The organism is Pantoea sp. X-Soil-TKNS-1207 (assembly GCF_059730485.1).
In genome coordinates this window covers 353,899-375,136 of sequence record NZ_AP035959.1, presented here as the reverse complement: position 1 = coordinate 375,136, position 21,238 = coordinate 353,899, and the positions used below count along the sequence as shown (strand labels likewise).

The window sequence follows — 21,238 nt, the reverse complement described above, 5'->3', positions numbered from 1 at the left end:
TCCCTCATTATGGAGTGATTGAAAATGAAAAAGATCCTGTCTCTGGCGCTGCTGAGCGCTGCCCTGTTCGGCGCAGCAGGCGCACAGGCTACCACCACCCAAACCATTCTGACGCAAAGTGATGCGCAGAAGCTGATCGCGGCGGCACAGGAAAAAGCCCACGCGCTGAATGCGAACGTGTGTATTGCGGTGCTGGATCAGTCGGGACAGCTGCTGGCATTTCAGCGCATGGATAACGCGCCGATTGGCTGTATTGATTCATCGATTCTGAAGGGGCGTGCTGCGGCGCTGTATCGCACCTCGACGGATAAATATATGGATCGCGCCAATGGCAAAGAACCGGCTATCGCGACGCTGCCGGGTGTGATCCCGCTGGGCGGCGGCTCCCCGGTGGTGTGGCAGAACAGCACGCTGGGCGCAGTGGGCGTCAGCGGCTCGGCAAACCCGAATGAAATTGCTATCGCCAAAGCAGCGAGCGAGAGTTTTAAATAAGATGTCAGGGCCGGGCGAAAGCCTGGCCTTGAAGGCTAATAGTGATAACGGCAAGCAGCGATTAAAAGAGCATCGTCGGTTACTGCATAGACCAGTCGATGCTCTTCTGTAATCCGCCGGGACCAGAATCCAGCAAGATTATATTTTAGTGGTTCAGGTTTGCCTTTGCCTTCAAAAGGCGTTCTCTTGGTATCTTTGATGAGTTCATTGATTTTTTTGACCATCCTTTTGTCAGTATCCTGCCAGTACAGATAGTCATCCCACGCTTCCTGCGCCCATGCGAGTTTCACTCATCGATATCCTTTTCAATGATATTACCGTTACGTAAGCTCTCAATAGCGTTCATCAGGCGTTTGGCATTGGCCGGTGAACGCAGCAGATACGCGGTTTCCTCTAAAGAGTTGTACTCTTCTAATGACATCAGGACACAGTCATCACCATTTTGTCGCGTAATCAAAATAGGAGCACGATCCTCAACGGTTTTCATCATTGTTTCCGAAAGACGTTGTCTGGCTTCGCTATAACTTATCGTGCGCATAATGGCTTCCTGTAATCGATTTGTACTTATCATTGTACAATGTTATTCAAATTTGACCACCCATCGTTTGCACCGTTTGTCGCTGGACCTACTGATCAGACCTGCCACGCCATCAAGTTCCCCCTTATTCCGCCGATAGAGTACCCAAAGGAATGTCAGTGCACAGGGAGTGGTTCTTTTACCGAAAAAGTGTCAACTCCAGGAGCGCCATCATGGCCAAAAGCACGTCTGATAAGAAAAAAATGAGCACCCGCACGCAAATGCTGCTGACGGGCGCCTTAACCATCACCCTCGGTTTTACCGTTACCATTGGCGTCCTTAACTGGCAATCCAGCCATGAACAAAAATCATTGGCCGAAAATTACCTGCAAAAAATCGCGCAAAGTCAGGCGCTGCAAATCCAGCAGGAGCTTAGCTATGCGCGCGATGTGGCGCATAACCTCGGTCATAGCCTGATCGCGCTTCCGGCGGCGGGGATTCAGGATCGCAAAGTCATCGACAAAATGATGGAGTCGGCGCTGCGCGACAACCCCAGCTATCTCTCGATGTCGGTGATCTTTGAAGAGAATGCTTTTGATGGCCGCGATGCCGAATTCGCCGGTAAACCGGGTCAGGCACCGAAAGGGCGTTACGCCTGGTTCGTCGATAGTGACCAGTCCGGCCACTTCACCATGCATCCGCTGACATCCATCTTTACGCCGGGTCAGGGCGACTATTATCTGCTGCCGCAGAAAAGTCAGAAAGATACGCTGATCGAACCTTACAGCTACGCGTACAACGGCGTTCCGACGCTGCTGACTTCCGTAGCGGCGCCGATTGTCAGCCAGGGCAAGCTGTGGGGCGTCGTGACGTCCGACATTTCGCTGGCCTCGTTGCAGGATAAGGTCAACAAAATCAAACCCTGGGAGGGAACCGGCTACGCCATGCTGATCTCCAGCGCCGGAAAAGTGGTCTCCTACCCGGATAAAAGCCAGACCACCAAAGCGTGGAAAGGCAACAGCGACAACTTCAGCAGCGCCGTCAGCGAGCATCATGATGATATCCTCGGCGAAGACGCGCTGGTAACCTGGCAGCCGATTGTTATCGGCAACAGCGACCTGAAATGGTATCTCGGCGTGGTAGCCCCGGTCAGTAAAGTGATGGCGGCGGCCAATCGCCAGCTGATTAACGCCATCGTGCTGATGGTGATTAGCATTCTGCTGGTCAGCGCGCTGCTCGGCCTGCTGTTTAGCCGCAAGGTGCTGAAACCCATCGGTGGCGAACCGCTGGAAGCCGCGACCATCGCGCTGGCGGTGGCGGATGGCAAGCTGGATAACGCGATTACGGTGAAGGCCAGCGATAGCAGCAGCCTGTTCTACGCGCTGCACACCATGCAAAATCAGCTGCGCGACATCGTCGGACAGATTCAGGATGCCAGCGCCTCGGTACGTCAGGGAGCCGGTGAAATCGCCAGCGGCAACCTCAATCTGGCCTCGCGTACTGAAGAACAGGCCGCTGCGCTGGAGCAGACTGCCGCCAGCATGGAGCAGATTACCGCGACGGTGAAACATAACGCCGCCAATGCCCATCAGGCGACCACGCTGACCGACAACGCGACCCATATCGCCAGCCGCGGCGAAGCCCTGGTGGGTGAAGTGGTACAAACCATGGCGCAAATCGACGATAGCGCGAAGAAGATCGGTGATATCACCGCCATCATCAACAGCATCGCTTTCCAGACTAATATCCTGGCGCTCAACGCCGCTGTGGAAGCGGCGCGGGCCGGTGAGCAGGGGCGCGGTTTTGCGGTGGTGGCGTCAGAAGTGCGCAACCTCGCGCAGCGCAGCGCCAACGCGGTGAAAGAGATCGGCGCGCTGATCGAAGAATCCAGCCAGCGCGTTGACAGCGGCGTGCAGCTGGTGCGTGATGCCGGGAAAACCATGCAGGAGATGACGCAGGCGGTGAACTCGGTGCGTACCATTATCGGCGAAATCGTCACCGCCTCGGATGAGCAGGCGCGCGGCATCAGCCAGGTCACCATCGCCGTCAATGAAATGGATGGCACCACGCAGCAGAACGCGGCGCTGGTGCAGCAGATGTCGGCTGCCGCCAGTTCGCTGGAAGATCAGGCGGCTCAGCTGGCACAGACCGTTGGACGCTTTCATCTGGCCTGATAAGTAAGAAGTGGGTAGAGTCGTGGCCTTAGCGCCACGACTTTTTTTTGCCCCGACAGGAGTGCAGGTATGAACCGTCAGCAGCTGTTTGCCTGGGTTGAACAGCAATATCAGGTGGAGCCTGATTATCCGTGGAAAACTAACCCGGACTACGCGGTGCTGCGTCACCCACGCCATCGTAAATGGTTTGCGGTGGTGTTTCCGCTGGAAAGCCACAAACTCGGGCTGCCCGATGGACCGAAGGTTGATGTGATGAACATCAAAACCCGTCCGGAATTAAGCGGATCGCTACGCCAGCAGGCGGGCATCTATCCGGCTTACCATATGAACAAAGAACACTGGCTCAGCCTGACGCTGGCCGATGGCCTGCCCGATGAGGAGATTTTCGCGCTGCTGGATGACAGCTTTAGCCTGACATTTTAGGTTTGCGCGCCAGATGGACATTGAGCGGCGACATCGGGAAGGGTTGCAGCCGCTTAACCTCTTCGATTACAAAACCAGCCTGCTGCAATTGTTGCGCTAATTCGCCCTCCTGCGTGACAACGTAACCTCGCATCATCAACGGCGTAAAGAACGGCAGCATCTGGCGCGCTTCCGCCGGGTCGGCGGACACTTCCGCATGGGCGCTGATCAGCAATCCGCCGGGTTTGAGGCGACGGAACAGCTGCTGCAACATCGCCTGGCGATCCTGAATAAAGTACAGCAATGATGAGCACCAGATGATGTCCATCTGGCGGCTTTCCGCCAGCTGCGCCAGCGCGCAGAAACGCGCGCTCATTCCGGCCCGTTCGATATTGCGCTGCGCCACCATCGCGGTTTGCGGCAGATCGAGCACCACGCCAGAGAGTTGCGGGAAACGCCGGGCCAGCGCCAGTGTGATCAATCCCGGCCCGCCGCCCATATCCAGCAGCCGCGCCGGACGCTGAAAATCGGCCAGTTCGCTGGCGATGGCGCAGGCGGTGTCGCCACTCAGGGCGCGCTGCTCCTGCGCAACCTGGTGCAGTGCGGCGTCGGCCCAGGCGGTGTCTATCTGCAACGGGTCCTGCCAGCCAGGCGCGTTCTGCGTCAGCAACTCAGGCAAGCGCCGGACAAACTGCTGCAACACCTGATGACGGTAGCGCCAGGCATCCCCGATATAGCGCGCACCCGTACGGCATAACCACGCACGGGCATCGGGGCGGGTGCAGTAACCTCCGCATTCCCGTTGTAATAATTCGCTGCTCCACAACAAACGCAGCCAGTGTTCAACCGGCGCGGCCTGCCAGCCATAACGCTGCGCCACGGTAGCGGCATCCGCATTATGCGTCAGAAAATCAAACAGCTGCTGTTCAAATGCCAGCGCCACCGCGCCGTTGAGGGCGTGCTGCGCCAGCAGATTATCAAGGAAGGGTAACGGGGATGTCATGGCGGTCTCCAGTGCTAACGACGATGACACCAGACTAGCGTTTCATGCGAATGCAATTTATTCTCATTTGTCTGCGAGGCGGTGATTTGACTCTGCGTGAGGGCGAAAAAAATGCAACAGGACCAGAACCATGACAGCGCGCCCTGGGTGGAGCATCATCCCGCCGCAGGCATTTTTCGTTCGCGTCAGTTCAGCCTGGCGGGCGGGATGCGGCTGGTGCAGTCCGACTATCACCCATTGCAGGCGCTGGCGGAAAGCTCCCGTCCGGTTAATGAGACGCCGCAACTGGTACTGACCTTCGGCCTCAGCGGCAGCTCCCGCTTTCGCGAACAGACGGGGTGCGAAGTGTTGTTTCACGCCGGTCATCTCACCGTGACCAGTTTTCAACATAGCTGTGGCGAGCGGTTTTATCGTGGCGGCGAACGGGTGCAGCAGCTGCGGCTGCTGCTGAATGCACAGCATGTACAGCGTTATCTGGGGGCAGCGGCGGCGGATCGTCTGCTACATCAGCCGCAGCTGAAACGTCATCTGTTTAGCCGCTTCGGCAGCGCCACCGCCGCCCAGCTAAGCAGCGTGCAATCCGATCCGCTGCTGCGGGAGATCCAGGCATTGAATCTGCTGGCGCTGCATCGTCATCAATTGCAGCCGCAGGCGGCGCTGGCGCAGCGATTACATCCGCAGGATGTTGAACGGCTGGAGCAGGCGCATAACTGGATGCTGACGCATCTGGCTGAATCTTTTACCCTGGCAACATTGGGGATGGCGGTGGGACTGAGCGATTACCAGTTGAAAAAAGGGTTCCGCCAGCATTTTGGCTGTGCGCCTGGCGAGATGTTGCTGAGCCTGCGGATGCAAAAAGCGCATCGGTTGCTGGAGGAGGGCTATCAGGTGGCGCAGGCGGCATGGCAGGTCGGTTATCAGCATCCGCGCAATTTCAGCGTAGCGTTTCAGCGCTATTTTGGCCGCCCGGCGGGTGAGATTGCCGGGCGTACCCCGTCAGCGGGAACGGCGTGACGGCATCATGCGCAGCAGGGTGTTGTCCTTCATCAGATAGTGATGAAACAGCGCTGCCGCCGCGTGCAGCCCCACCAGCCAGTAACCGTAAGGGGCGAGGGTTTCATGCCAGCCGCTCAGCGTGTCGGAGAAGTCCGGATCGGGATCGGCGCTCACGGGCATCGGGATGCCAAAAATCCACCAGGTGCGGCCAAGGTAAAACCGCGAGAGAATGCCGAGGATCGGCAACAGGATAAAAAACAGATACAGCGCCAGGTGCATCAGGTGCGCCAGCCCGGTTTGCCAGTGCGGCGGCGGTGGCACGATGGCAGGGCTGCGATGGCGAAAACGCAGCAGCACGCGTGACAGCATCAACACCAGCACACAGCTGCCCGCACTGAAATGGCCGATGATCATAGCGAAACCCTGCCAGGATCCCCGCTGAGCCAGCCCGCGAAATTCCATGGTGCAATACGCGGTCACCACCAGCAAAAACGTCAGCCAGTGAAGTAAAACCTGCGCAGGGGCGAATTTATTCTGCATATCTTTTCCGTAATAAAATCAGGCGGACAAATAAGATAGCGGAAAAAAGTGTGAATTAATTCATATTTTGAAACACGAAAGATCGGGATGCTTACGCTTCACCTTCGCTGGCGACCAGCAAGGCACTGAGCAGCGCCGACAGCTGCTGCTGTTGCGCCGGTTGCAGTGACGCCAGCAGCGTATTTTGCGTTTGCGTATGGACCTGCAACGCCTGCTCAATTTTCTCGCGCCCGGCCGCGGTCAGCGCCACCAGGGTGCTGCGCTTGTCCTGCGGGTCGGCGACGCGCGCAATCAGTCCCACTTCTTCAAGCCGGTTCAGGCGGTTGGTCATTGCCCCGGAGGTGACCAGCAGCGATTTATACAGCTGCGTCGGCGATAAACAGAAAGGGTCACCGGCGCGACGCAGCGTCGCCAGCACGTCAAATTCCCCGTCGCGAAAACCAAACGGCGCCAGCGCCTCGGCACGACTTTTCGCCAGATGTTTCATGATACGCAGCATTCGGCCAAACACCGCCATCGATGAGGCGTCCAGTTCGGGCATCGCGCTGGCCCATTGTTGTGTCACAAAATCGACGTGATCCGCCACGTTTCCCCTCACTTGTTGTGGTTACCGTGTTGCTTTGTGCGGTCGGGCTATTTCTCCCGCGCAATTTATCTTAACGTTAAGATAAATCATCAACGGAGAATCCATGTGAAACGTACCTTACCTGCAATCGGGCTGTTTGCCTTAGTGGTTTTTATTATCGGACTCAATCTCAGGCCGGTGCTGGCGGCGGTGGGGCCGCTGTTTAGCTGGTTACAGCAGGATGCCCACCTCAGCGCCACCCAGATCAGCCTGCTCAGTAGCCTGCCGGTGATTATGATGGGACTGGCGGCGCTGGCCGGGCCGTTGCTGTTGCGCTCCGTTGGTGAGATGCGGGGCATCGCGCTTGGCCTGATTCTGCTGATGCTGGCCTGTCTGGCGCGTGGCGTAACGCAGCAGGCCAGCGGATTAATCGCCAGCGCGTTGCTGGCGGGAATGGGCATTGGCATGATCCAGGCGTTGATGCCTGCGCTGATTAAACGCCACTGCGGCAGCCGCACCGGTACGCTGCTGTCGCTGTTTACCACCGGAATTATGGCCGGTGCCGCGCTGGCCGCCGCCAGTGCCGCGCCGCTGGCGAAAAGCCAGGGATTAGCCCTGACGCTGGCGTTACCGGCACTGCCCGCGCTCATCGCGTTGCTGTTATGGTGCCTGATGTTGCGATCGTCCGCTCCGGCCGCGGTGCAGCAACGTCCACGGATCATCAACACGTCACGCGCCTGGCTGCTGCTGGTGTTCTTCGGCATCGGCACCGGTGCTTACACGCTGGTACTGGCATGGTTGCCGCCGTTTTATCAGCAATATGGCTGGAGCGCCCGGCAAAGTGGCTATGTTCTGGGCGCGCTGACACTGACTGAAGTGGTGGCGGGGTTCGTGCTCTCCGCAATCATCCACCGTTTTCCCGATCGTCGCCGCCCGTTATTGCTGGTGCTGCTGCTGATTCTGGCCGGGTTAATCAGCCTGCTGGTCTCAGGTGGTGCGCACGCCTGGTTGCCGACGCTGCTGCTCGGTCTGGGCATTGGCGCGCTGTTTCCGCTGTCGCTGATTGTCACCCTCGACCATGCGCACACTCCAGAACAGGCAGGCGCGTTGCTCTCCTTTGTCCAGGGCGGCGGTTATCTGCTGGCGGCGCTGATGCCATTAATTGCCGGCATGGTGCGTGACCATGCCGCGTCGCTCGACAGCGCCTGGATGATGATGAGTGTGGGGATTGTACTGCTGATGGGGATGGCGCTGCGTTTCCAGCCGCGCCGTTAGGCTGACATGATGCCGCAACGAAACAGTTGTCTCGCTGTATATCATGATTTATAACGCAGCCAATCTCACCACGTTCAGCAAAAGGAAATGATCGCGTGAATCTGTTTATGTTTTATATCGGTGGTAATGCCGGGAAATCCAATATCGAAGTGCATGACATCCAGTTTGTCGCCGCTGAGCAGCCGGAAGATGCGTGGCCCGCACTGCGCGAAGCCTGGTTTGGCGACGCCGATAAAATTCATATCGACGGCTACGGCCGTATTACCTGGGCCGATGGTTATCAGGTGAGTTTGTCGTCCGAACCTTATCATGGGCCGGAGAAGCTTTTCTTTGTTAACGCAGGTGCGTACCATCCCTCGACGCTGGCGGAATTGCATGCTTTCGACCTGTTTGTGGCGAAAGACGTGCGGGAAGCCAAAGAAAAAGGCCTCGCCACTCTGCTGAACGGTGCGCTGCATCAGCACAAAGATAATCTGAAGGATGTCGATGATTGTTTGCTGCTGGATAAAGTGGGCGATTTGTATGTCCATCTGACACCGCTGGAAAACGGTGCGCCGTTCCGTCCGGAATGGCAGGGCTATCAGCCGATTGGTATCGAATAACGTTTAAACAACGCCCCGGCCAGATCCGGGCGCTGTTGGCATCAGGAGTGCACATGTCCCCGAAGATTGGTGTTGGTGTATTGATTTTCCGTAATGGGAAATTGCTGCTGGGACGACGCATAGGCAGCCACGGTGCGGGTGACTGGGCGGCGCCGGGCGGCCATCTGGAGTTTGGTGAAACGCCGGAAGAGTGCGCCCGACGCGAGACGGCGGAAGAAACCGGGTTGACGCTGACCAGCCTGCGTAACGGCACCTTTGTCAGCGATCTCTTCCCGGAGGTCAATAAGCATTACATCACGCTGTTTATGGTGGCGCACAGCGCAGAAGGCGTTCCGCAATGCCTGGAGCCGGAGAAATGCGAAGGGTGGTACTGGTGCGATCCGGCTGATCTGCCGCAACCGTTGTTTGCGCCGCTGCGTACCCTGATTGCGCGCGAGGGATTAGCCGCGTTGCAGGAGCCGCTCCTGTAGCCACTGACACCATCCTGTATCCCTTGTTCCACCGCGTTGCGCAGACGCGGTGGGCATTGCACCCAACCGCCAAACCCATCAATGTCCTCTGCCTTAGCGCGCGACCTCTCTGGCCAGCGCCACGGCATCTTCACCCGCGGGAATCCGTAACGGTGCAGCGGGATCGGTTGCTGCCCGCCAGACCGCTTCCGCCACATCGGTCGCATGAGTGATCGGCTGTGGCTGGTGCATGGCGGCGATAATCCCGTTCATCAGATCCTGATAAGGTTCCAGCTGGGTATTTTCCATGCGCGGCAGGGCATTTTTGCCGAAGTCGGTATTCGGGGCGAGGCCGGGTAACACCAGACGCACGCGGACGTTAAACGGTTCCAGCTCGAGCGCCAGCGATTCGGTAAAGGCATTGACCGCCGCTTTGCTGCCGGTGTACACCGCCAGCAGCGGTAGCGATTTCAGCGTCACCGTCGAGGTGACATTAATAATTACACCGGCGCGCTTCGCCCGGAACTGCGGCAAAACCGCCTGGGTTAAGGCAATGGTCCCGAGGGTGTTGGTCTCAAACACCTCCCGAATCGTGCTCATCGGCGTCCCTTCCAGCGAGGTCAGTACGCCAATGCCGGCGTTGTTGACCAGCACGTCAAGATCGCCCGCTTCGGCGATGGCATGGTTGATGCTGGCGGCATCGGTGACATCCAGCGGCAACAGACGCAGATTATCGGAGGCCGGAAACAGCTCAGCGCGCGGGGTACGCATGGTGGCAATCACTTTCCAGCCACGATCGAGGAAGTAGCGTGCGGTTTCGTAACCAAAACCGGAAGAACAGCCAGTGATAAGGATGGTTTTCATTGTTGACTCCTCAGTGGGTAGATCTCCACTATAGAGTCCCTTCGCTGGACGAACTACAATGCAAAGTCCAGGTATTCTTTGCAGGAGTCCAAAGTGATCGATCCTCTCGCCGAAATGGTGACCTTGCTGCAACCACAGGCGGCGTTCTCCAAACGGGTGCGCGCCAGCGGACGCTGGCGGGTGCAGCGCAGTGAAACGGGGCAGCCATTTTATTGTGTGGTGCTGGAAGGGGGTTGCCAGCTGAGACTCGCCGGACGTGAGCCGATGCTGCTTGAGCAGGGTGACTTTGTGCTGATCCCCGCCGCCTGGGAATTTTGTATGACCAGCGCGCAACCGCCTGCGGATGACAACGAAAACACCCTGCCTGCCATGCTGGCACCGGGTGAATTTTGGGTCGGCCCGCAGGATCAGCCTGCCGAAGTAGAAAGCCTGATTGGTTACTGTCAGTTTGGCGCGCCCGATGCGGCGCTGCTGGTGTCATTGCTGCCGCAGTCGGTTTATATTCGCGGCGAATCGCGTCTGACTACGCTGGTGCAACTGGTAGTGGAAGAGTGTCGCGCGCAACGCCCGGCGCGGCAGGTGATGCTGGAGCGCCTGCTGGAAGTGCTTTTGATCGAAGCGTTGCGCTCGGTGCCGCTTGCCAATGCCTGTCCTGGGTTGATCCGGGCGCTGGCGGATGAACGTCTCGCGGCGGCTATTCGCGCCATCCACGCGCAACCGGCGCAAAGCTGGACGGTGGCGCAACTTGCCAAAGCGGCCGCACTGTCGCGCTCGGCTTTTTTCGTACGTTTCCGTGAAGCGGTGGGGCTGGCACCGATGGTGTATCTGCTGACATGGCGTATGGCGCTGGCGAAAAATCTGCTGCGCAGTAACAAGATGCCGGTTGCTGATGTGGCGGCGCGCGTTGGCTATCGCTCCGCCAGCGCGTTCAGCATGGCTTTTACCCGTTACGTGGGCGTGCCGCCGAGCGGCTTTGCACCGCACGGATGATAGGCTGGAATTCCGTTTAGCGATAAAGCTTCAGATTGCCTGTCAAACGGGTAATTTTTTTCTTCGGCCCAATCAGGCCAATCGCCACCTGTTCAATCTGCCCGCTGTGCGTGGTGGCAATGCGTTCGCCGTACTCCTCATAGGTTTTGCAGGACTGTGCCAGCGCGCTGAATGGCATACAGAAGATCTCCTCGTCCGCGCTGCCCGCCTGCTGCAATTCACGCAGATACTGTCCCGACGCCAGCAACACCGGCAGTGGGGCATAAATCACGCCGGGATAGGGCAAACCGTCCTGGCTGTGCATATCCGGTCCCACCAGATTGCCAATCAGCTTACCAAAACTGATGCCAATCACGCTGGCGGCATTCATCGCCAGACCGGCGGGTAATTGCTGGTCAATAATCAGGGTACAACGGTGCACATTTGCGTCGAATTCCATACTTCTCTCCTGCTGTGGCTGATGACAATATTGTGCGTGAGGTGGCGGGAAAAGTGCTTGCTGATTACACTGGCTGAACGATGAATTAAGGCAGGAATTATCTTTCCTGCTTCCTTTTAAGCAAGGATATTCCCCAAAATGAGCCTGAGTAAGACAGACATTAAAATTCTGGAGCAGTTGCAGCAGGATGCTCGCATCACCAATCAAAACCTGGCGGACGCGATTGGTCTGTCGCCTTCACCCTGCTGGCGTAAAGTCCGCAAGCTGGAAGAGGATGAGGTGATCCAGGGATATCGTGCGGTACTTAATCGCAGGAAAATCGGCCTCAATATGATGGTGTTTGTCCGCGTGACCATCGATAGCCACAGCGAGGCGGAAGCACGTAAATTTGAAGCGGAAGTCGCGGCGCTGGACAAGGTGGTGGCCTGCTACAGTATCGGTGGCGATGCCGATTTTTTGTTGCAGGTGGTGGCTGCTGATATGGACAGCTACGCCGAATTTGCGATGTCGGTGATTCGACGGCTGCCAGGTATCAAGGAGATGCAAAGTATGTTTGTACTGAAAGAAATCAAGGCGCAGTCGCTCTGGCCGATTCAGGCCACCGCCGCGGTATGACATCTTTTGCGTTAGCCAAAGGTTGTTGTATAGTCCGCTTCTTTTTATGGAGGAACCATGCTGACCAACTCATCCACCCGCCTGAATAAATACATCAGCGAGAGCGGTATCTGCTCGCGCCGTGATGCCGATCGCTACATCGAACAGGGCAATGTTTTCATCAACGGCAAACGGGCCAGCGTGGGCGCTCAGGTGTTTGCCGGGGATGAGGTAAAAGTGAATGGTCAGTTGATCGAACCGCGTGACGAAGAAGATCTGGTACTGATTGCGCTGAATAAGCCGGTGGGCATCATTACCACCATGGAAGAAGGCGAGCGCGATAACATCAGTGATTTCGTTAACCACAGCAAACGCGTGTTCCCCATTGGACGGCTGGATAAAGATTCCCAGGGACTGATTTTCCTTACCAACCACGGCGATCTGGTGAATAAAATCCTGCGCGCCGGTAATAATCACGAAAAAGAGTATGTGGTGACCGTCGATAAGCCGATCACCGATGAATTTATTACCGGTATGGGCGCGGGCGTGCCGATGCTTGGCACCGTGACCAAAAAATGCAAAGTGAAGAAAGAATCGACCTTTGTATTTCGTATCACGCTGGTGCAGGGCCTGAACCGGCAGATCCGCCGTATGTGCAAGCACTTCGGTTTTGAAGTCACCAAACTGGAGCGTACGCGCATTATGAACGTCAATCTGAAAGGATTGCCGCTCGGAGAATGGCGCGATCTGACCGATGACGAGTTAATCGAGCTGTTTAAACTGATCGAGAACTCCTCTTCCGAAGAAAAGCCGGGCAAAAAAGCCCAGCCGAAGAGTAGCGGCGTGAAAAAGCCAGCCGCAACGGTTGCGAAGAAAAGCGAAAAAACGGACAGCGCTCCGGCGTCACGTAAACGCTTTACGCAACCTGGGCGGAAGAAAAAAGGGCGGTAAGCAATAATAAACCGCGGCCTGGTGCGTTTTAATTGGTTGAATAAAATGCATCAGGATTCTGCCTATCCATTCCCGCCGCTTAATAATGTTATCTTTTTTATGATTTGACACATTCCGCTATAACTTTTCCTATTTTTTATTAAATCACTCCATCGTGCTTTACTAATAAGGCAGTTATTTTATAACTGTCTTACTGCGTGTTTTTAAATTCCACCGAACTCATTTAACACTGAGGAGGGGTGATGAAAATAGTAGTCAGTGGCGATGGTTACCCGGAAAAAAGAAACATAATGGTCGATCCTGAAAATCGTTATGTGAATCTCAGAAAAGAAAACATTTATCTTTATATCAATGCACTGCGCCAGCGATTTTTAGGGAAAAATAAGATTTTCGTCTTCCAGCCTTTTCCCGGAATGCTCTCTGGCAGTGCGGATGTTATTCATCTGTTTAATGAGGTGGCCCGGACGCACGCCAGATGGGTCTCGACATTTGAAACCGAGATCCCACGCGTCCTGCCGGTAGCGGGGGTTGCCAAAACGCAAAACCCAGAGCTGCATACTCTGATGCGTCTGGCTGCCGGGGAGACCTGTATCCGTCTGATCGCCATTTCAGCGGCGACGAAAAATATCCAGCTGAAGCTGCTGGACGCGTTTCCGGTGCAGAAAGAGGCCATCGCCAGAAAACTGTGTGTGATGCATCCACCCCAGCCATTGCTGAGCGAAAAAGGGCGTGAGGTTAGCGGTAAGAACATCACCTTTACCTTTATTGGTAATGAGTTTTATCGCAAAGGCGGCGCTGAAGTGGTACTGGCTTTTTCCGAACTTGCCGAAGAGGGGAATATTGACCTGAGTCACATCCAGGTCAACCTGATTGGTGATTTGTCGCGAAGACATAATATCGCGCATCATCAGTTTCAGGACGATGACGGTTTTTATAGCCACATCGAACAGCTGATTATTAAAGGATCTTTTTTTCAGCATTCAACTTCCTTACCAAACGCGGCAGTGATTAATTTATTTAAACAGAGCGATGTCGGACTCCTCCCCACCTGGCAGGATACCTACGGATTTTCCGTACTGGAAATGCAGGCGTGCGGCTGCCCGGTAATTACCACCAATATCCGCGCCTTACCGGAAATAAATCCACCCACTGCGGGTTGGCTGATTAATTATCCTCTGAATGATATGTATGAATTCACCATAGATTCTGAGCAGGCAAAGCAGGATATAAGGAAATCTATTATTAGCCAGCTTAAACGACAGATTATTGAAATCCTGAATAATCCAGGCAGTATCCGACGGCGCTCAGCACAGGCGATATTACGCATTCGCCGCGAGCATGACCCACTGACTTTCCAGCAGCGGTTGAAACAAATCTATCTATCGTGATGCAGATGCCATCCGTGGCCAGGGTGAGTCAGGCTTTGCCAATGCCGTCCAGCGTTTTCACTACGTCATCAGTCAGGCGCAGCGCGCCACTCGCCAGATTTTGCTGTAAATGTTCGGGTGACGAGGTGCCGGGGATCAGCAAAATATTGGGCGATCGTTGCAGCAACCAGGCCAGCGCCACCTGTAATGGCGTAGCGCCCAGCGCGTTCGCCACCTCAGTTAATTGATCCGATTGCAAAGGTGAGAAGCCGCCGAGCGGAAAGAAGGGCACATAGGGGATACCCTGCGCCGCCAGCTGATCCACCAGCGCGTCATCCTGGCGGTTTGCCAGATTGTAGAGATTCTGCACACAGGCAATCGGCGTCATTGCCTGTGCATCGGCCACCTGTCTGGCGGTGACGTTACTCAGGCCGATATGACGCACCAGCCCGCGTTCTTTCAGTTTAATCAGCGCGGCAAGCTGCTCTTCCAGCGAGCCTTCAGCCGGACCATGGACATCAAACATCGCGCGCAGATTCACCACCTCCATCGCCTCCAGCCCAAGGTTACGCAGGTTATCTTCCACTGCCTGAGTCAGTTCGGCAGCGCTGAAGGCGGGCAGCCAGCCGCCTTTCTCATCACGACGCGCACCCACTTTGGTGACAATCACCAGATCGTCGGGGTAGGGATGCAACGCTTTTTTGATCAGCTGGTTGGTGATGTGCGGGCCATAGAAATCACTGGTATCGATGTGATTCACACCGGCGGCCAGCGCAGCACGCAGCACCTGGATAGCGCGCGTTTCATCTTTCGGTGGGCCAAATACGCCCGGCCCGGCCAGCTGCATTGCGCCATAGCCCAGACGATTAACGTGGCGATCGCCGAGGGAATAGGTCATTTCAGGATGAGACATGGAAACCTCCTTCATAGGGTGTCCATTGATTGTAATGGTCCCGGCGCTGTGCAACTATCCGGTGAAATCGGGACACAGTGTACGGAGTAACGAACAATGGCGTTAGATATCGCTTTGCTGCACGCGGTCGTGGCGGTGGCGAAAGCCGGGGGATTTCGCGAGGCGGCGCGCGTGACCGGCAGCAATCCTTCCCGGTTAAGCGATGCGGTGCGCCGGGCCGAACAGCAGCTGATGGCGCGTCTGCTCCCGGCGATGAATGAGGTGGACGCGGCCCTGGATGCGCTGAACCGTTTTCGCACCACGCCGGGCGGTACGCTACGTCTGAATGTCCCGGTGAGTGCCGCGCGGCTGGTCCTGCCGACGATTGTGCCGGGCTTTTTGCAACGCTACCCGGATATCCAGCTGGAGGTGATCGCGGAAAGTAATGTTCAGGACGTTTTCCGCGACGGCTGTGATGCCGGGCTGCGTTATGACGACCATCTGGAGCAGGATATGGTGGCGCTGCCGATTGGTCCACGCGTGCAACGTTTTGCGGCGGCGGCATCACCCGCCTATCTGGCGCAGTTCGGCACCCCTCAGCATCCGCGGGAGTTGATGCAGCACCGTTGTCTGCGTGGCCGCTATGCCAGCGGCGTGATGGCGGAATGGGAATTCGAACACGATGGGGAAACGCTGCGATTACAACCTGAAGGCCCGCTCACCTGTAGCATCGGCGCAGCAATGGATTTGACGGTCGAAGCGGCGATTGCCGGGACCGGCATCGTCTATCTGTTTGAGGAGTGGTTAAAACCGGCGCTGGCGAGCGGTCTGCTTCAACCGATCCTGTCGCAATGGTGGCTGAGTTTTTCCGGGCTGTGGCTTTATTACAACGATCGCCGTCTGATTCCGGCACCGCTCCAGGCGTTTATTGAATATGTGCGGGAACTGAATGCCCGCGCTTAAGCCAGGTTTTTCAGCACGTTAATCCACGGCGTAGGGTTTTGCAGCAGTTCGTAGCTCAGGTTTTCGATCGTCATGTGCTGCATCATCGCCGCGCGACGTAGCAGGCTGTAAGCCGCGTCTTCATCCAGATTCAGCTGGCGCATCACCGCCAGCTGGGCGGAAAACAGAAATTTTCGCGCGCGCAGCCGTTCTTCCTGCCGTTTCAGCTGGGTTTCCAGCTGGCTGATGCGCGCGGCCGTGTCCAGTGCCAGGGTGAACGCTGTCATCACCCCATCGAAGCGCACCGGTTTACGCATATAACTGTCGATCTTCTGCTCGGTGATCCATTGCAAACGCGACGGGGTTTCCATTGCCGTAAGGGCGATTTTGGGCAGCGCCGGCCACGGCAGTTTTTCTGTCGGGTGGAACAGCGCCGGATTATCACCATCAAACACCAGCAACTGATGCCCGGTAAACGCGGCGGCGCGGGGAAAGTCGGCACAGAATTCGCCTTCAATCCCCATGCGGCCAAACTGCTGGGCGAGATGCTGGTTATCGCGCTCCGAGCAGCCAATGACGCAGACTCTCAGCCCGCGCATCTGGGTATTCCTGCGGCTCATGCGTCTTCTCCCGATTGGCCAAGATGATCGAGGTCGACCCAGGCGAGCCAGGGATCGGGTTTCACTGGCGCATCGGCCTGCCAGAAACTCTCCAGTTTGCCGTTATGGCAACGCGCCAGATGCGGCGTCAGCCAGCAATGATTGTTATCCGGGTCAATGCGCACCGGCCCGGCAGGGGAATCCATTTCGTCCTGCATCACCGCATCGCGCACGCCGTCAACCTCGGCGCTGCCATGGCGGGCGATGGCCCGCGCCAGTAAATGGCCCGCCAGCCAGGCGCTCTGGCTATCGACGGAAGGGGAAACCTGCTCGCCAAAACGCTGACGATAGCGGCGCAAAAAGTCCTGGTTCTCCGCGCTGGCAATCGACTGGAACCAGCTGGCCGACACCAGGTAGCCCTCCAGCGCCTCGGCACCGATGAGCTGAATCTCCGGTTCGCACAGGGTCAGGCTGAGCTTCAGCAACTGGTTCAGCCACGGTTGTTGCAGGCTGGCGCGATGCCATGCCCGATAAAAGCTGTAGGCGCTTTTACCCACCATGGTGTTGAGGACCACTTTGGGACGCCGCGCGATAATCTCAGCAATCAGGGCTTCAACGTTTTCTTCACCCAGCGGCAGCAGTTTGCTCTCCACCACGTTGCCCCCGGCCGGGATCACCGCTTCACGCGTGATGCGGTCAATTTCCCACGACCAGACGTAATTAGAACCAACATGAAAAATCTCCGCGTCCTGCTCCTTCAGCAGCCAGCGCAGCAACGGGATCACATGCTGATTGGGCGCCGCGCCTAGGTAGATCACGCTGTTGCTACTTTCGAAACCTTCGTAACGGGCGGAGTGCCACAGCAGGGCATTAGCACCTTCCACCAGCGGCAAAATGGTTTTCCGCGCCGCGGAGGTGTAGCAGCCAATCAGATGACGTACGCCGTGGCGATACAGCAGGTCATGACAATATTGATAGTAGTTATCCAGCGAACCGCCGGGATCGCGAACCACCGGGGCGAGGGTAAAATCGTATGCCGGGTTGGCATTGATCTCCTCAATCGCCAGCAGAATGCCGTTTAGCATTTCGCGGCCAATCACGGCGTAATCACCGGATACGGAATAGAGAATGCCGACCGGAATAACATTTTTGGCCGTTACAGACATAACTTCTCCTGCGTGGGCACGGCCCGCTGGCCGTGCCCGGTCAATTTACTGCGGATTGCTGATCACCAGCGGGGTGTAGAAATGCGGCTGACGCATCAGTACCAGGTCTTTACGTCTTACCACATGATTAGGATAACGGCTATCGGGCTGTCCGGTGCTGATGGTTAAGACTGCCAGACCATTATCAGCGATCACTTTGGCCTCATGGCGCGGGAAGGCGAAGGTGTCAGGGCCGTAAACGCCGCTGAGACCAAAACTCTCGCCACCGTTAGCGAACGCCAGCCAGACGTTGTTCTCACCAGCGCGCACGCGCGGCAGCAGCCAGTGCCAGGGATCGCGGCCAGTCGCAATCGGCCACGGATGTGCGATCGTCGTGCCAGCGTGAGCCAGCGGCGCTGGCGTCCGTAACGCGGCCGGACAGGCGATGATATCGCAGCCTTCCAGCGCCAGAACACGCGCCGACTCAGGCAGCAGCAGGTCTTCGCCCAGCAGGATCCCGACGCGACCGCACGGCAGATCGCAGGTTACCCATTGCGATCCGGCGCTGGCCCATTGTTGATCCGCTTCGCTTAGATGGATCTGCCGGTAATGCCCGATGGATCCTGCGCCGCTGGCCAGCAGGGCGCTGTTGTAACAGGTCGCGCCAGTGCGTTCGCTAAAACCGGTGAGTAGGGCGATATCCAGCTCCATCGCCAGACGAATAAACGCCTCGACTGGCGCATCGTTCAGCGCCAGCGCCTGGCCTGCACCCGGTCCGGTCAGCGCGGATTCCGGCAGTATCAGCAGCTCGGCACCCTGTGCTTTCGCCTGTTGCGCGTAATCACGAATGGTGGCGAGGTTGGCAGCGACATCCGGGACGGGGTGAAACTGTGCCACGGCGATGTTGGCATCTCTGGCGGCAGGCAGCGCATCGTTGCCGTACAGACCGAAGAAATCCTGCGGGTTCCACATAAAGGTGTTGGTCATCAGCCGCTGATACAGTTCCGGCCGACGTTTTTGCAGCCACGGATTGTGCGCAGGCAGCGTCAGTTGCGCGCTCAGCACCTGGTCGCCGCTGTCGCAGCTCGCCAGCAACTGACCTTCGCTATCGACAATGCAGCTGCCGCCGCTGAACTGCACGCCACGTTCCCAGCCCCAGCGGTTGCTTTCGATCAACGCACAGCCATTCTCCCAGCCGCGCGTCAGCCAGTAAGGCGCAGGGGTGCGTTCCGCCAGCCAGTTGCTGATGTGGCAGATAATCTGCGCGCCACCCAGCGCGGCGAGACGGGCGGTTTCGATAAAGTGGATATCCATGCAGATCAGCAGCGCGATGTTTCCAATATCAGTGGCGAACACCTGATGGCCGAGATCGCCATTGGCTGCCCATTTCGGCTCCGAAATATAAGGATGGGTTTTCCGATGCACGCCAATCAGGCCCTGCGGCCCGATCAGCAACGCGCTGTTGTAGTAAATATCAGTGACAGGGTCACGTTCCGGCATCCCCACCACCAGATAACAGCCGTGTTCCCGCGCCAGCGCAGTGAAGGCCTGGCTGGTTGGTCCGTCGGCGGTTTCGACATAGGGCGCGACTTCGGCGCGGTCCTGCCAGCAATAACCGGTGGTCGCCATCTCCGGCATCACAATCAATTTTGCGCCGTCACGCGCCGCCTGTTCCGACATCGTCAGCAGGCGCGCCACGTTCTCTTCTTTGCGAAACTGTGTGGGTTCAAACTGGATAGTTGCAACCTTGATGCTCATTATTCGGCCTCCTTGCTCAGAACGGGGTTAAATGCCGGTTTCGGTCCCTGATAGGCGTCAGAAGGTTTCCAGGTGGTGGCCATATCTGTTGGGAAGGTTTTGAAGTAGTAACGGCCACGGGTAGCGACGCTAATTCCTACGTGCAGCACCGGACCGACCAGCATGGCGATAAACGAGGCATAAACCATTGGATAAACCCCCAGCACGCCAGCTGCGCCAATCGCTACCGCGACCAGCAGCGCGATCACCCCGGACGGGTTCCACATGCGCAGATACTCTTTGCGGAATTCCACGAAATCTGACGGCGCGAGATGCAGCACTTTGCGGCAGACGTAGTAATCCGCGAGGATGATAAATACCCAGGTGTTGGTCAGAATGCCGGTAATCGACAGGAAGGTGCCGGTGTACTGCAAAATATTGCAGACGTAGAACACCACGCCAAGCAGCCACACCAGCAGCATCCACCACTGACGGCCCGGACGATAGTTAAACGCCATATCCATGGTGTTGGAGAGGGCGATGGAACCTGAATAGAGGTTCAGTACGTTGATACGAATCTGGGTGATGACCGCGAATAACACGCCGGTCAGACCGATAATCAGCGGGAAGACAAAGCCTGGATCGAGCGCCAGCGACCAGACATCTTCGCCTTTGATGTGCGGCATCAGGGTGTAGGCCATAAAGGCACCGAACAACATCACCACCACAATCGGGATCAACATGCCGAGCATAATGGTGGCCGTCCCTTTATGGCTGATGCCCGGACGCGCGAAACGGCCATAATCGGTCGCCATCAGCCCCTGAAACACAATCTGGCCGTTCGCCATGTTCATTACCAGCCACAGCGCATTGCTGTCGACTTCCGCTTTAGGCTGCCAGCCAGCAAAGCCGACCGCCGGGTAATGGTGCGTCAGCTGCCAGATGCAGAAGCCAAACAGCAGGATAAAGATTGGCACTCCCCATGTTTGCAGGAACTGCATTGACGACATGCCTTTCCACACAAACCAGATCGCTGCCAGTCCCATCAGGGCGAAAATGGCGATGCCTGCCACCGAATTCACCGGTACACCCGCATAGTTGGCAATGGCGTGCGACACGATAGTGCCTTCAAACAGGAAGTAGAAAATAAAGTTGATGGCGTAGATCAGGGAGGTAAAGGCCGATCCCAGGTAGCCGAAACCGAGACCGCGCGTCATCAGGTTGAGGGATAAACCTTCTTTACTTGCCATCTTCATGATGCAGGAGCCAATCAGCGTGGCGAACACCACCATATAGCCAATCGGCAGCAGCAGCAGCGGCCAGCCGACCTGATAACTCATATCTGCGCCCAGGCTGAACCAGAACATCGCCGTTGAGTTACCCAGCAGCACCAGAATGATGGCGGGAATCGGCCAGCGATAGTGCGAGGGCACACGACCTACCGCGTAATCTTCCACCGCTTCCGCTTCGGTGATGTCTTGTGGTCCCTGAAACCACGCTTTTAACTTGCTCATAGATTTACTCCAAAAAAAAGCCCCGCTGGCAGCATTGCCAGCAGGGCTTCTTCGCCTGAAATCGATGTATTGGAGTGGCCTCGGCCACAAACCGCTTACCAGACTACGGCGCCTGTTCCTGACATGCAGGATGCGGTACAGAGAGTAAGGCAATTTACATGCCAGTTTGTTATCGGCCCGGAAATCAGG

The 21,238-nt window shown here is 56.9% G+C and carries 24 protein-coding genes; 12 read left to right on the top strand and 12 right to left on the bottom strand.

What is annotated here, in order from left to right; genetic code table 11:
• Positions 1-24 precede the first annotated feature (24 nt).
• Positions 25-492: a GlcG/HbpS family heme-binding protein gene (locus AC6I8V_RS21920; protein ID WP_497845917.1), complete on the top strand. Its 468-nt coding sequence runs from the start codon at positions 25-27 to the stop codon at positions 490-492.
• A 35-nt stretch (positions 493-527) separates the two neighbouring features.
• Here AC6I8V_RS21920 and AC6I8V_RS21915 read toward each other — a convergent pair whose 3' ends face one another.
• Entirely contained in the window at positions 528-782 is a 255-nt protein-coding gene (locus AC6I8V_RS21915; protein ID WP_497845916.1) for a Txe/YoeB family addiction module toxin, read from the bottom strand.
• Positions 779-1,030 (bottom strand): YoeB-YefM toxin-antitoxin system antitoxin YefM, encoded by a 252-nt coding sequence (gene yefM / locus AC6I8V_RS21910; RefSeq protein WP_497845914.1) that lies wholly within the window; start codon positions 1,028-1,030, stop codon positions 779-781. Before yefM ends, AC6I8V_RS21915 begins: the two co-directional genes overlap by 4 nt.
• A 212-nt stretch (positions 1,031-1,242) precedes the next feature.
• Between yefM and AC6I8V_RS21905 the strand changes: the two genes are divergently transcribed.
• A complete protein-coding gene (locus tag AC6I8V_RS21905; protein ID WP_497845913.1) occupies positions 1,243-3,183 on the top strand; it encodes a methyl-accepting chemotaxis protein in 1,941 nt (646 codons plus the stop codon).
• Positions 3,184-3,252: 69 nt separating this feature from the next.
• On the top strand, positions 3,253-3,606 hold the full coding sequence (locus tag AC6I8V_RS21900) for an MmcQ/YjbR family DNA-binding protein (protein WP_497845912.1): 354 nt from the start codon (positions 3,253-3,255) through the stop codon (positions 3,604-3,606).
• On the opposite strand, the gene AC6I8V_RS21895 is transcribed toward AC6I8V_RS21900, so the two are convergent.
• Positions 3,590-4,588, bottom strand: coding sequence for a class I SAM-dependent methyltransferase (locus tag AC6I8V_RS21895; protein ID WP_497845911.1), 999 nt, complete (start codon positions 4,586-4,588; stop codon positions 3,590-3,592). The genes AC6I8V_RS21900 and AC6I8V_RS21895 overlap by 17 nt on opposite strands.
• Before the next feature lie 111 nt (positions 4,589-4,699).
• Between AC6I8V_RS21895 and AC6I8V_RS21890 the strand changes: the two genes are divergently transcribed.
• Complete coding sequence (locus tag AC6I8V_RS21890) at positions 4,700-5,602, top strand: helix-turn-helix domain-containing protein (RefSeq protein ID WP_497845910.1); 903 nt, start codon at positions 4,700-4,702, stop codon at positions 5,600-5,602.
• On the opposite strand, the gene cybB is transcribed toward AC6I8V_RS21890, so the two are convergent.
• Both cybB and AC6I8V_RS21880 read right to left on the bottom strand, forming a co-directional pair.
• Positions 5,585-6,124: a cytochrome b561 gene (cybB, locus tag AC6I8V_RS21885; protein ID WP_497845909.1), complete on the bottom strand. Its 540-nt coding sequence runs from the start codon at positions 6,122-6,124 to the stop codon at positions 5,585-5,587. The two genes, AC6I8V_RS21890 and cybB, sit on opposite strands and share 18 nt — an antisense overlap.
• Positions 6,125-6,215: 91 nt before the next feature.
• The gene (locus tag AC6I8V_RS21880) at positions 6,216-6,710 is read right to left on the bottom strand and encodes a MarR family winged helix-turn-helix transcriptional regulator (protein WP_497845908.1); all 495 of its coding nucleotides are present in this window, start codon (positions 6,708-6,710) and stop codon (positions 6,216-6,218) included.
• 105 nt (positions 6,711-6,815) lie between these two features.
• Here AC6I8V_RS21880 and AC6I8V_RS21875 point away from each other — a divergent pair, with 105 nt between their 5' ends.
• The 3 genes from AC6I8V_RS21875 (at position 6,816) to AC6I8V_RS21865 (ending at position 9,036) form a co-directional block, all read left to right on the top strand.
• A complete protein-coding gene (locus tag AC6I8V_RS21875; RefSeq protein ID WP_497845907.1) occupies positions 6,816-7,964 on the top strand; it encodes an MFS transporter in 1,149 nt (382 codons plus the stop codon).
• Between the two features lie 95 nt (positions 7,965-8,059).
• Positions 8,060-8,566 carry a DUF1543 domain-containing protein gene (locus tag AC6I8V_RS21870; RefSeq protein WP_497845906.1) on the top strand — a complete coding sequence of 169 codons (507 nt, stop codon included), beginning with the start codon at positions 8,060-8,062 and terminating at the stop codon, positions 8,564-8,566.
• A gap of 53 nt (positions 8,567-8,619) precedes the next feature.
• On the top strand, positions 8,620-9,036 hold the full coding sequence (locus tag AC6I8V_RS21865; RefSeq protein WP_497845904.1) for a nucleotide triphosphate diphosphatase NUDT15: 417 nt from the start codon (positions 8,620-8,622) through the stop codon (positions 9,034-9,036).
• A gap of 93 nt (positions 9,037-9,129) precedes the next feature.
• Here the strand turns inward: AC6I8V_RS21865 and AC6I8V_RS21860 are convergent, their stop codons facing one another.
• The gene (locus AC6I8V_RS21860) at positions 9,130-9,879 is read right to left on the bottom strand and encodes an SDR family oxidoreductase (RefSeq protein ID WP_497845903.1); all 750 of its coding nucleotides are present in this window, start codon (positions 9,877-9,879) and stop codon (positions 9,130-9,132) included.
• A 93-nt stretch (positions 9,880-9,972) separates the two neighbouring features.
• Between AC6I8V_RS21860 and AC6I8V_RS21855 the strand changes: the two genes are divergently transcribed.
• A complete protein-coding gene (locus AC6I8V_RS21855) occupies positions 9,973-10,869 on the top strand; it encodes an AraC family transcriptional regulator (RefSeq protein WP_497846567.1) in 897 nt (298 codons plus the stop codon).
• Between the two features lie 16 nt (positions 10,870-10,885).
• On the opposite strand, the gene AC6I8V_RS21850 is transcribed toward AC6I8V_RS21855, so the two are convergent.
• Positions 10,886-11,308, bottom strand: coding sequence for a DUF2000 domain-containing protein (locus AC6I8V_RS21850; protein WP_497846566.1), 423 nt, complete (start codon positions 11,306-11,308; stop codon positions 10,886-10,888).
• Positions 11,309-11,446: 138 nt separating this feature from the next.
• Between AC6I8V_RS21850 and AC6I8V_RS21845 the strand changes: the two genes are divergently transcribed.
• The 3 genes from AC6I8V_RS21845 to AC6I8V_RS21835 all read left to right on the top strand — a co-directional run bounded on the left by AC6I8V_RS21845 (position 11,447) and on the right by AC6I8V_RS21835 (position 14,241).
• Positions 11,447-11,923, top strand: a complete 477-nt coding sequence (locus AC6I8V_RS21845; RefSeq protein WP_497846565.1) for an Lrp/AsnC family transcriptional regulator — start codon at positions 11,447-11,449, stop codon at positions 11,921-11,923.
• A 57-nt stretch (positions 11,924-11,980) separates the two neighbouring features.
• Entirely contained in the window at positions 11,981-12,853 is an 873-nt protein-coding gene (gene rluF, locus AC6I8V_RS21840; protein ID WP_497846564.1) for a 23S rRNA pseudouridine(2604) synthase RluF, read from the top strand.
• 242 nt (positions 12,854-13,095) lie between these two features.
• Entirely contained in the window at positions 13,096-14,241 is a 1,146-nt protein-coding gene (locus AC6I8V_RS21835; protein ID WP_497846563.1) for a glycosyltransferase, read from the top strand.
• Between the two features lie 28 nt (positions 14,242-14,269).
• Here the strand turns inward: AC6I8V_RS21835 and AC6I8V_RS21830 are convergent, their stop codons facing one another.
• Positions 14,270-15,133 carry an aldo/keto reductase family oxidoreductase gene (locus AC6I8V_RS21830; RefSeq protein ID WP_497846562.1) on the bottom strand — a complete coding sequence of 288 codons (864 nt, stop codon included), beginning with the start codon at positions 15,131-15,133 and terminating at the stop codon, positions 14,270-14,272.
• A 96-nt stretch (positions 15,134-15,229) separates the two neighbouring features.
• On the opposite strand from AC6I8V_RS21830, the gene AC6I8V_RS21825 reads away from it, so the two are divergent.
• Positions 15,230-16,075, top strand: a complete 846-nt coding sequence (locus AC6I8V_RS21825; RefSeq protein WP_497846561.1) for a LysR family transcriptional regulator — start codon at positions 15,230-15,232, stop codon at positions 16,073-16,075.
• Here AC6I8V_RS21825 and AC6I8V_RS21820 read toward each other — a convergent pair.
• From AC6I8V_RS21820 to AC6I8V_RS21805, 4 genes are read right to left on the bottom strand one after another with little or no spacing between them, the layout of a single operon-like run.
• Positions 16,072-16,674 (bottom strand): ANTAR domain-containing response regulator, encoded by a 603-nt coding sequence (locus AC6I8V_RS21820; RefSeq protein ID WP_497846560.1) that lies wholly within the window; start codon positions 16,672-16,674, stop codon positions 16,072-16,074. The two genes, AC6I8V_RS21825 and AC6I8V_RS21820, sit on opposite strands and share 4 nt — an antisense overlap.
• On the bottom strand, positions 16,671-17,819 hold the full coding sequence (locus AC6I8V_RS21815) for a transporter substrate-binding domain-containing protein (RefSeq protein WP_497846559.1): 1,149 nt from the start codon (positions 17,817-17,819) through the stop codon (positions 16,671-16,673). Before AC6I8V_RS21815 ends, AC6I8V_RS21820 begins: the two co-directional genes overlap by 4 nt.
• Before the next feature lie 45 nt (positions 17,820-17,864).
• Positions 17,865-19,556: a nitrilase-related carbon-nitrogen hydrolase gene (locus tag AC6I8V_RS21810; protein WP_497846558.1), complete on the bottom strand. Its 1,692-nt coding sequence runs from the start codon at positions 19,554-19,556 to the stop codon at positions 17,865-17,867.
• Positions 19,556-21,049 (bottom strand): purine-cytosine permease family protein, encoded by a 1,494-nt coding sequence (locus tag AC6I8V_RS21805; protein WP_497846557.1) that lies wholly within the window; start codon positions 21,047-21,049, stop codon positions 19,556-19,558. The genes AC6I8V_RS21810 and AC6I8V_RS21805 overlap by 1 nt, the downstream gene beginning before the upstream one ends.
• Positions 21,050-21,238: the final 189 nt, after the last annotated feature.

Excerpts from the sequence above, each read along its gene's own strand:
- AC6I8V_RS21920 (WP_497845917.1), top strand. The coding sequence starts at position 25 with ATGAAAAAGATCCTGTCTCTGGCGCTGCTGAGCGCTGCCCTGTTCGGC.
- yefM (WP_497845914.1), bottom strand. The coding sequence starts at position 1,030 with ATGCGCACGATAAGTTATAGCGAAGCCAGACAACGTCTTTCGGAAACA.
- AC6I8V_RS21905 (WP_497845913.1), top strand. The coding sequence starts at position 1,243 with ATGGCCAAAAGCACGTCTGATAAGAAAAAAATGAGCACCCGCACGCAA.
- AC6I8V_RS21900 (WP_497845912.1), top strand. The coding sequence starts at position 3,253 with ATGAACCGTCAGCAGCTGTTTGCCTGGGTTGAACAGCAATATCAGGTG.
- AC6I8V_RS21895 (WP_497845911.1), bottom strand. The coding sequence starts at position 4,588 with ATGACATCCCCGTTACCCTTCCTTGATAATCTGCTGGCGCAGCACGCC.
- AC6I8V_RS21890 (WP_497845910.1), top strand. The coding sequence starts at position 4,700 with ATGCAACAGGACCAGAACCATGACAGCGCGCCCTGGGTGGAGCATCAT.
- cybB (WP_497845909.1), bottom strand. The coding sequence starts at position 6,124 with ATGCAGAATAAATTCGCCCCTGCGCAGGTTTTACTTCACTGGCTGACG.
- AC6I8V_RS21865 (WP_497845904.1), top strand. The coding sequence starts at position 8,620 with ATGTCCCCGAAGATTGGTGTTGGTGTATTGATTTTCCGTAATGGGAAA.
- AC6I8V_RS21860 (WP_497845903.1), bottom strand. The coding sequence starts at position 9,879 with ATGAAAACCATCCTTATCACTGGCTGTTCTTCCGGTTTTGGTTACGAA.
- AC6I8V_RS21850 (WP_497846566.1), bottom strand. The coding sequence starts at position 11,308 with ATGGAATTCGACGCAAATGTGCACCGTTGTACCCTGATTATTGACCAG.
- AC6I8V_RS21845 (WP_497846565.1), top strand. The coding sequence starts at position 11,447 with ATGAGCCTGAGTAAGACAGACATTAAAATTCTGGAGCAGTTGCAGCAG.
- rluF (WP_497846564.1), top strand. The coding sequence starts at position 11,981 with ATGCTGACCAACTCATCCACCCGCCTGAATAAATACATCAGCGAGAGC.
- AC6I8V_RS21835 (WP_497846563.1), top strand. The coding sequence starts at position 13,096 with ATGAAAATAGTAGTCAGTGGCGATGGTTACCCGGAAAAAAGAAACATA.
- AC6I8V_RS21830 (WP_497846562.1), bottom strand. The coding sequence starts at position 15,133 with ATGTCTCATCCTGAAATGACCTATTCCCTCGGCGATCGCCACGTTAAT.
- AC6I8V_RS21825 (WP_497846561.1), top strand. The coding sequence starts at position 15,230 with ATGGCGTTAGATATCGCTTTGCTGCACGCGGTCGTGGCGGTGGCGAAA.
- AC6I8V_RS21820 (WP_497846560.1), bottom strand. The coding sequence starts at position 16,674 with ATGAGCCGCAGGAATACCCAGATGCGCGGGCTGAGAGTCTGCGTCATT.
- AC6I8V_RS21815 (WP_497846559.1), bottom strand. The coding sequence starts at position 17,819 with ATGTCTGTAACGGCCAAAAATGTTATTCCGGTCGGCATTCTCTATTCC.
- AC6I8V_RS21810 (WP_497846558.1), bottom strand. The coding sequence starts at position 19,556 with ATGAGCATCAAGGTTGCAACTATCCAGTTTGAACCCACACAGTTTCGC.
- AC6I8V_RS21805 (WP_497846557.1), bottom strand. The coding sequence starts at position 21,049 with ATGAGCAAGTTAAAAGCGTGGTTTCAGGGACCACAAGACATCACCGAA.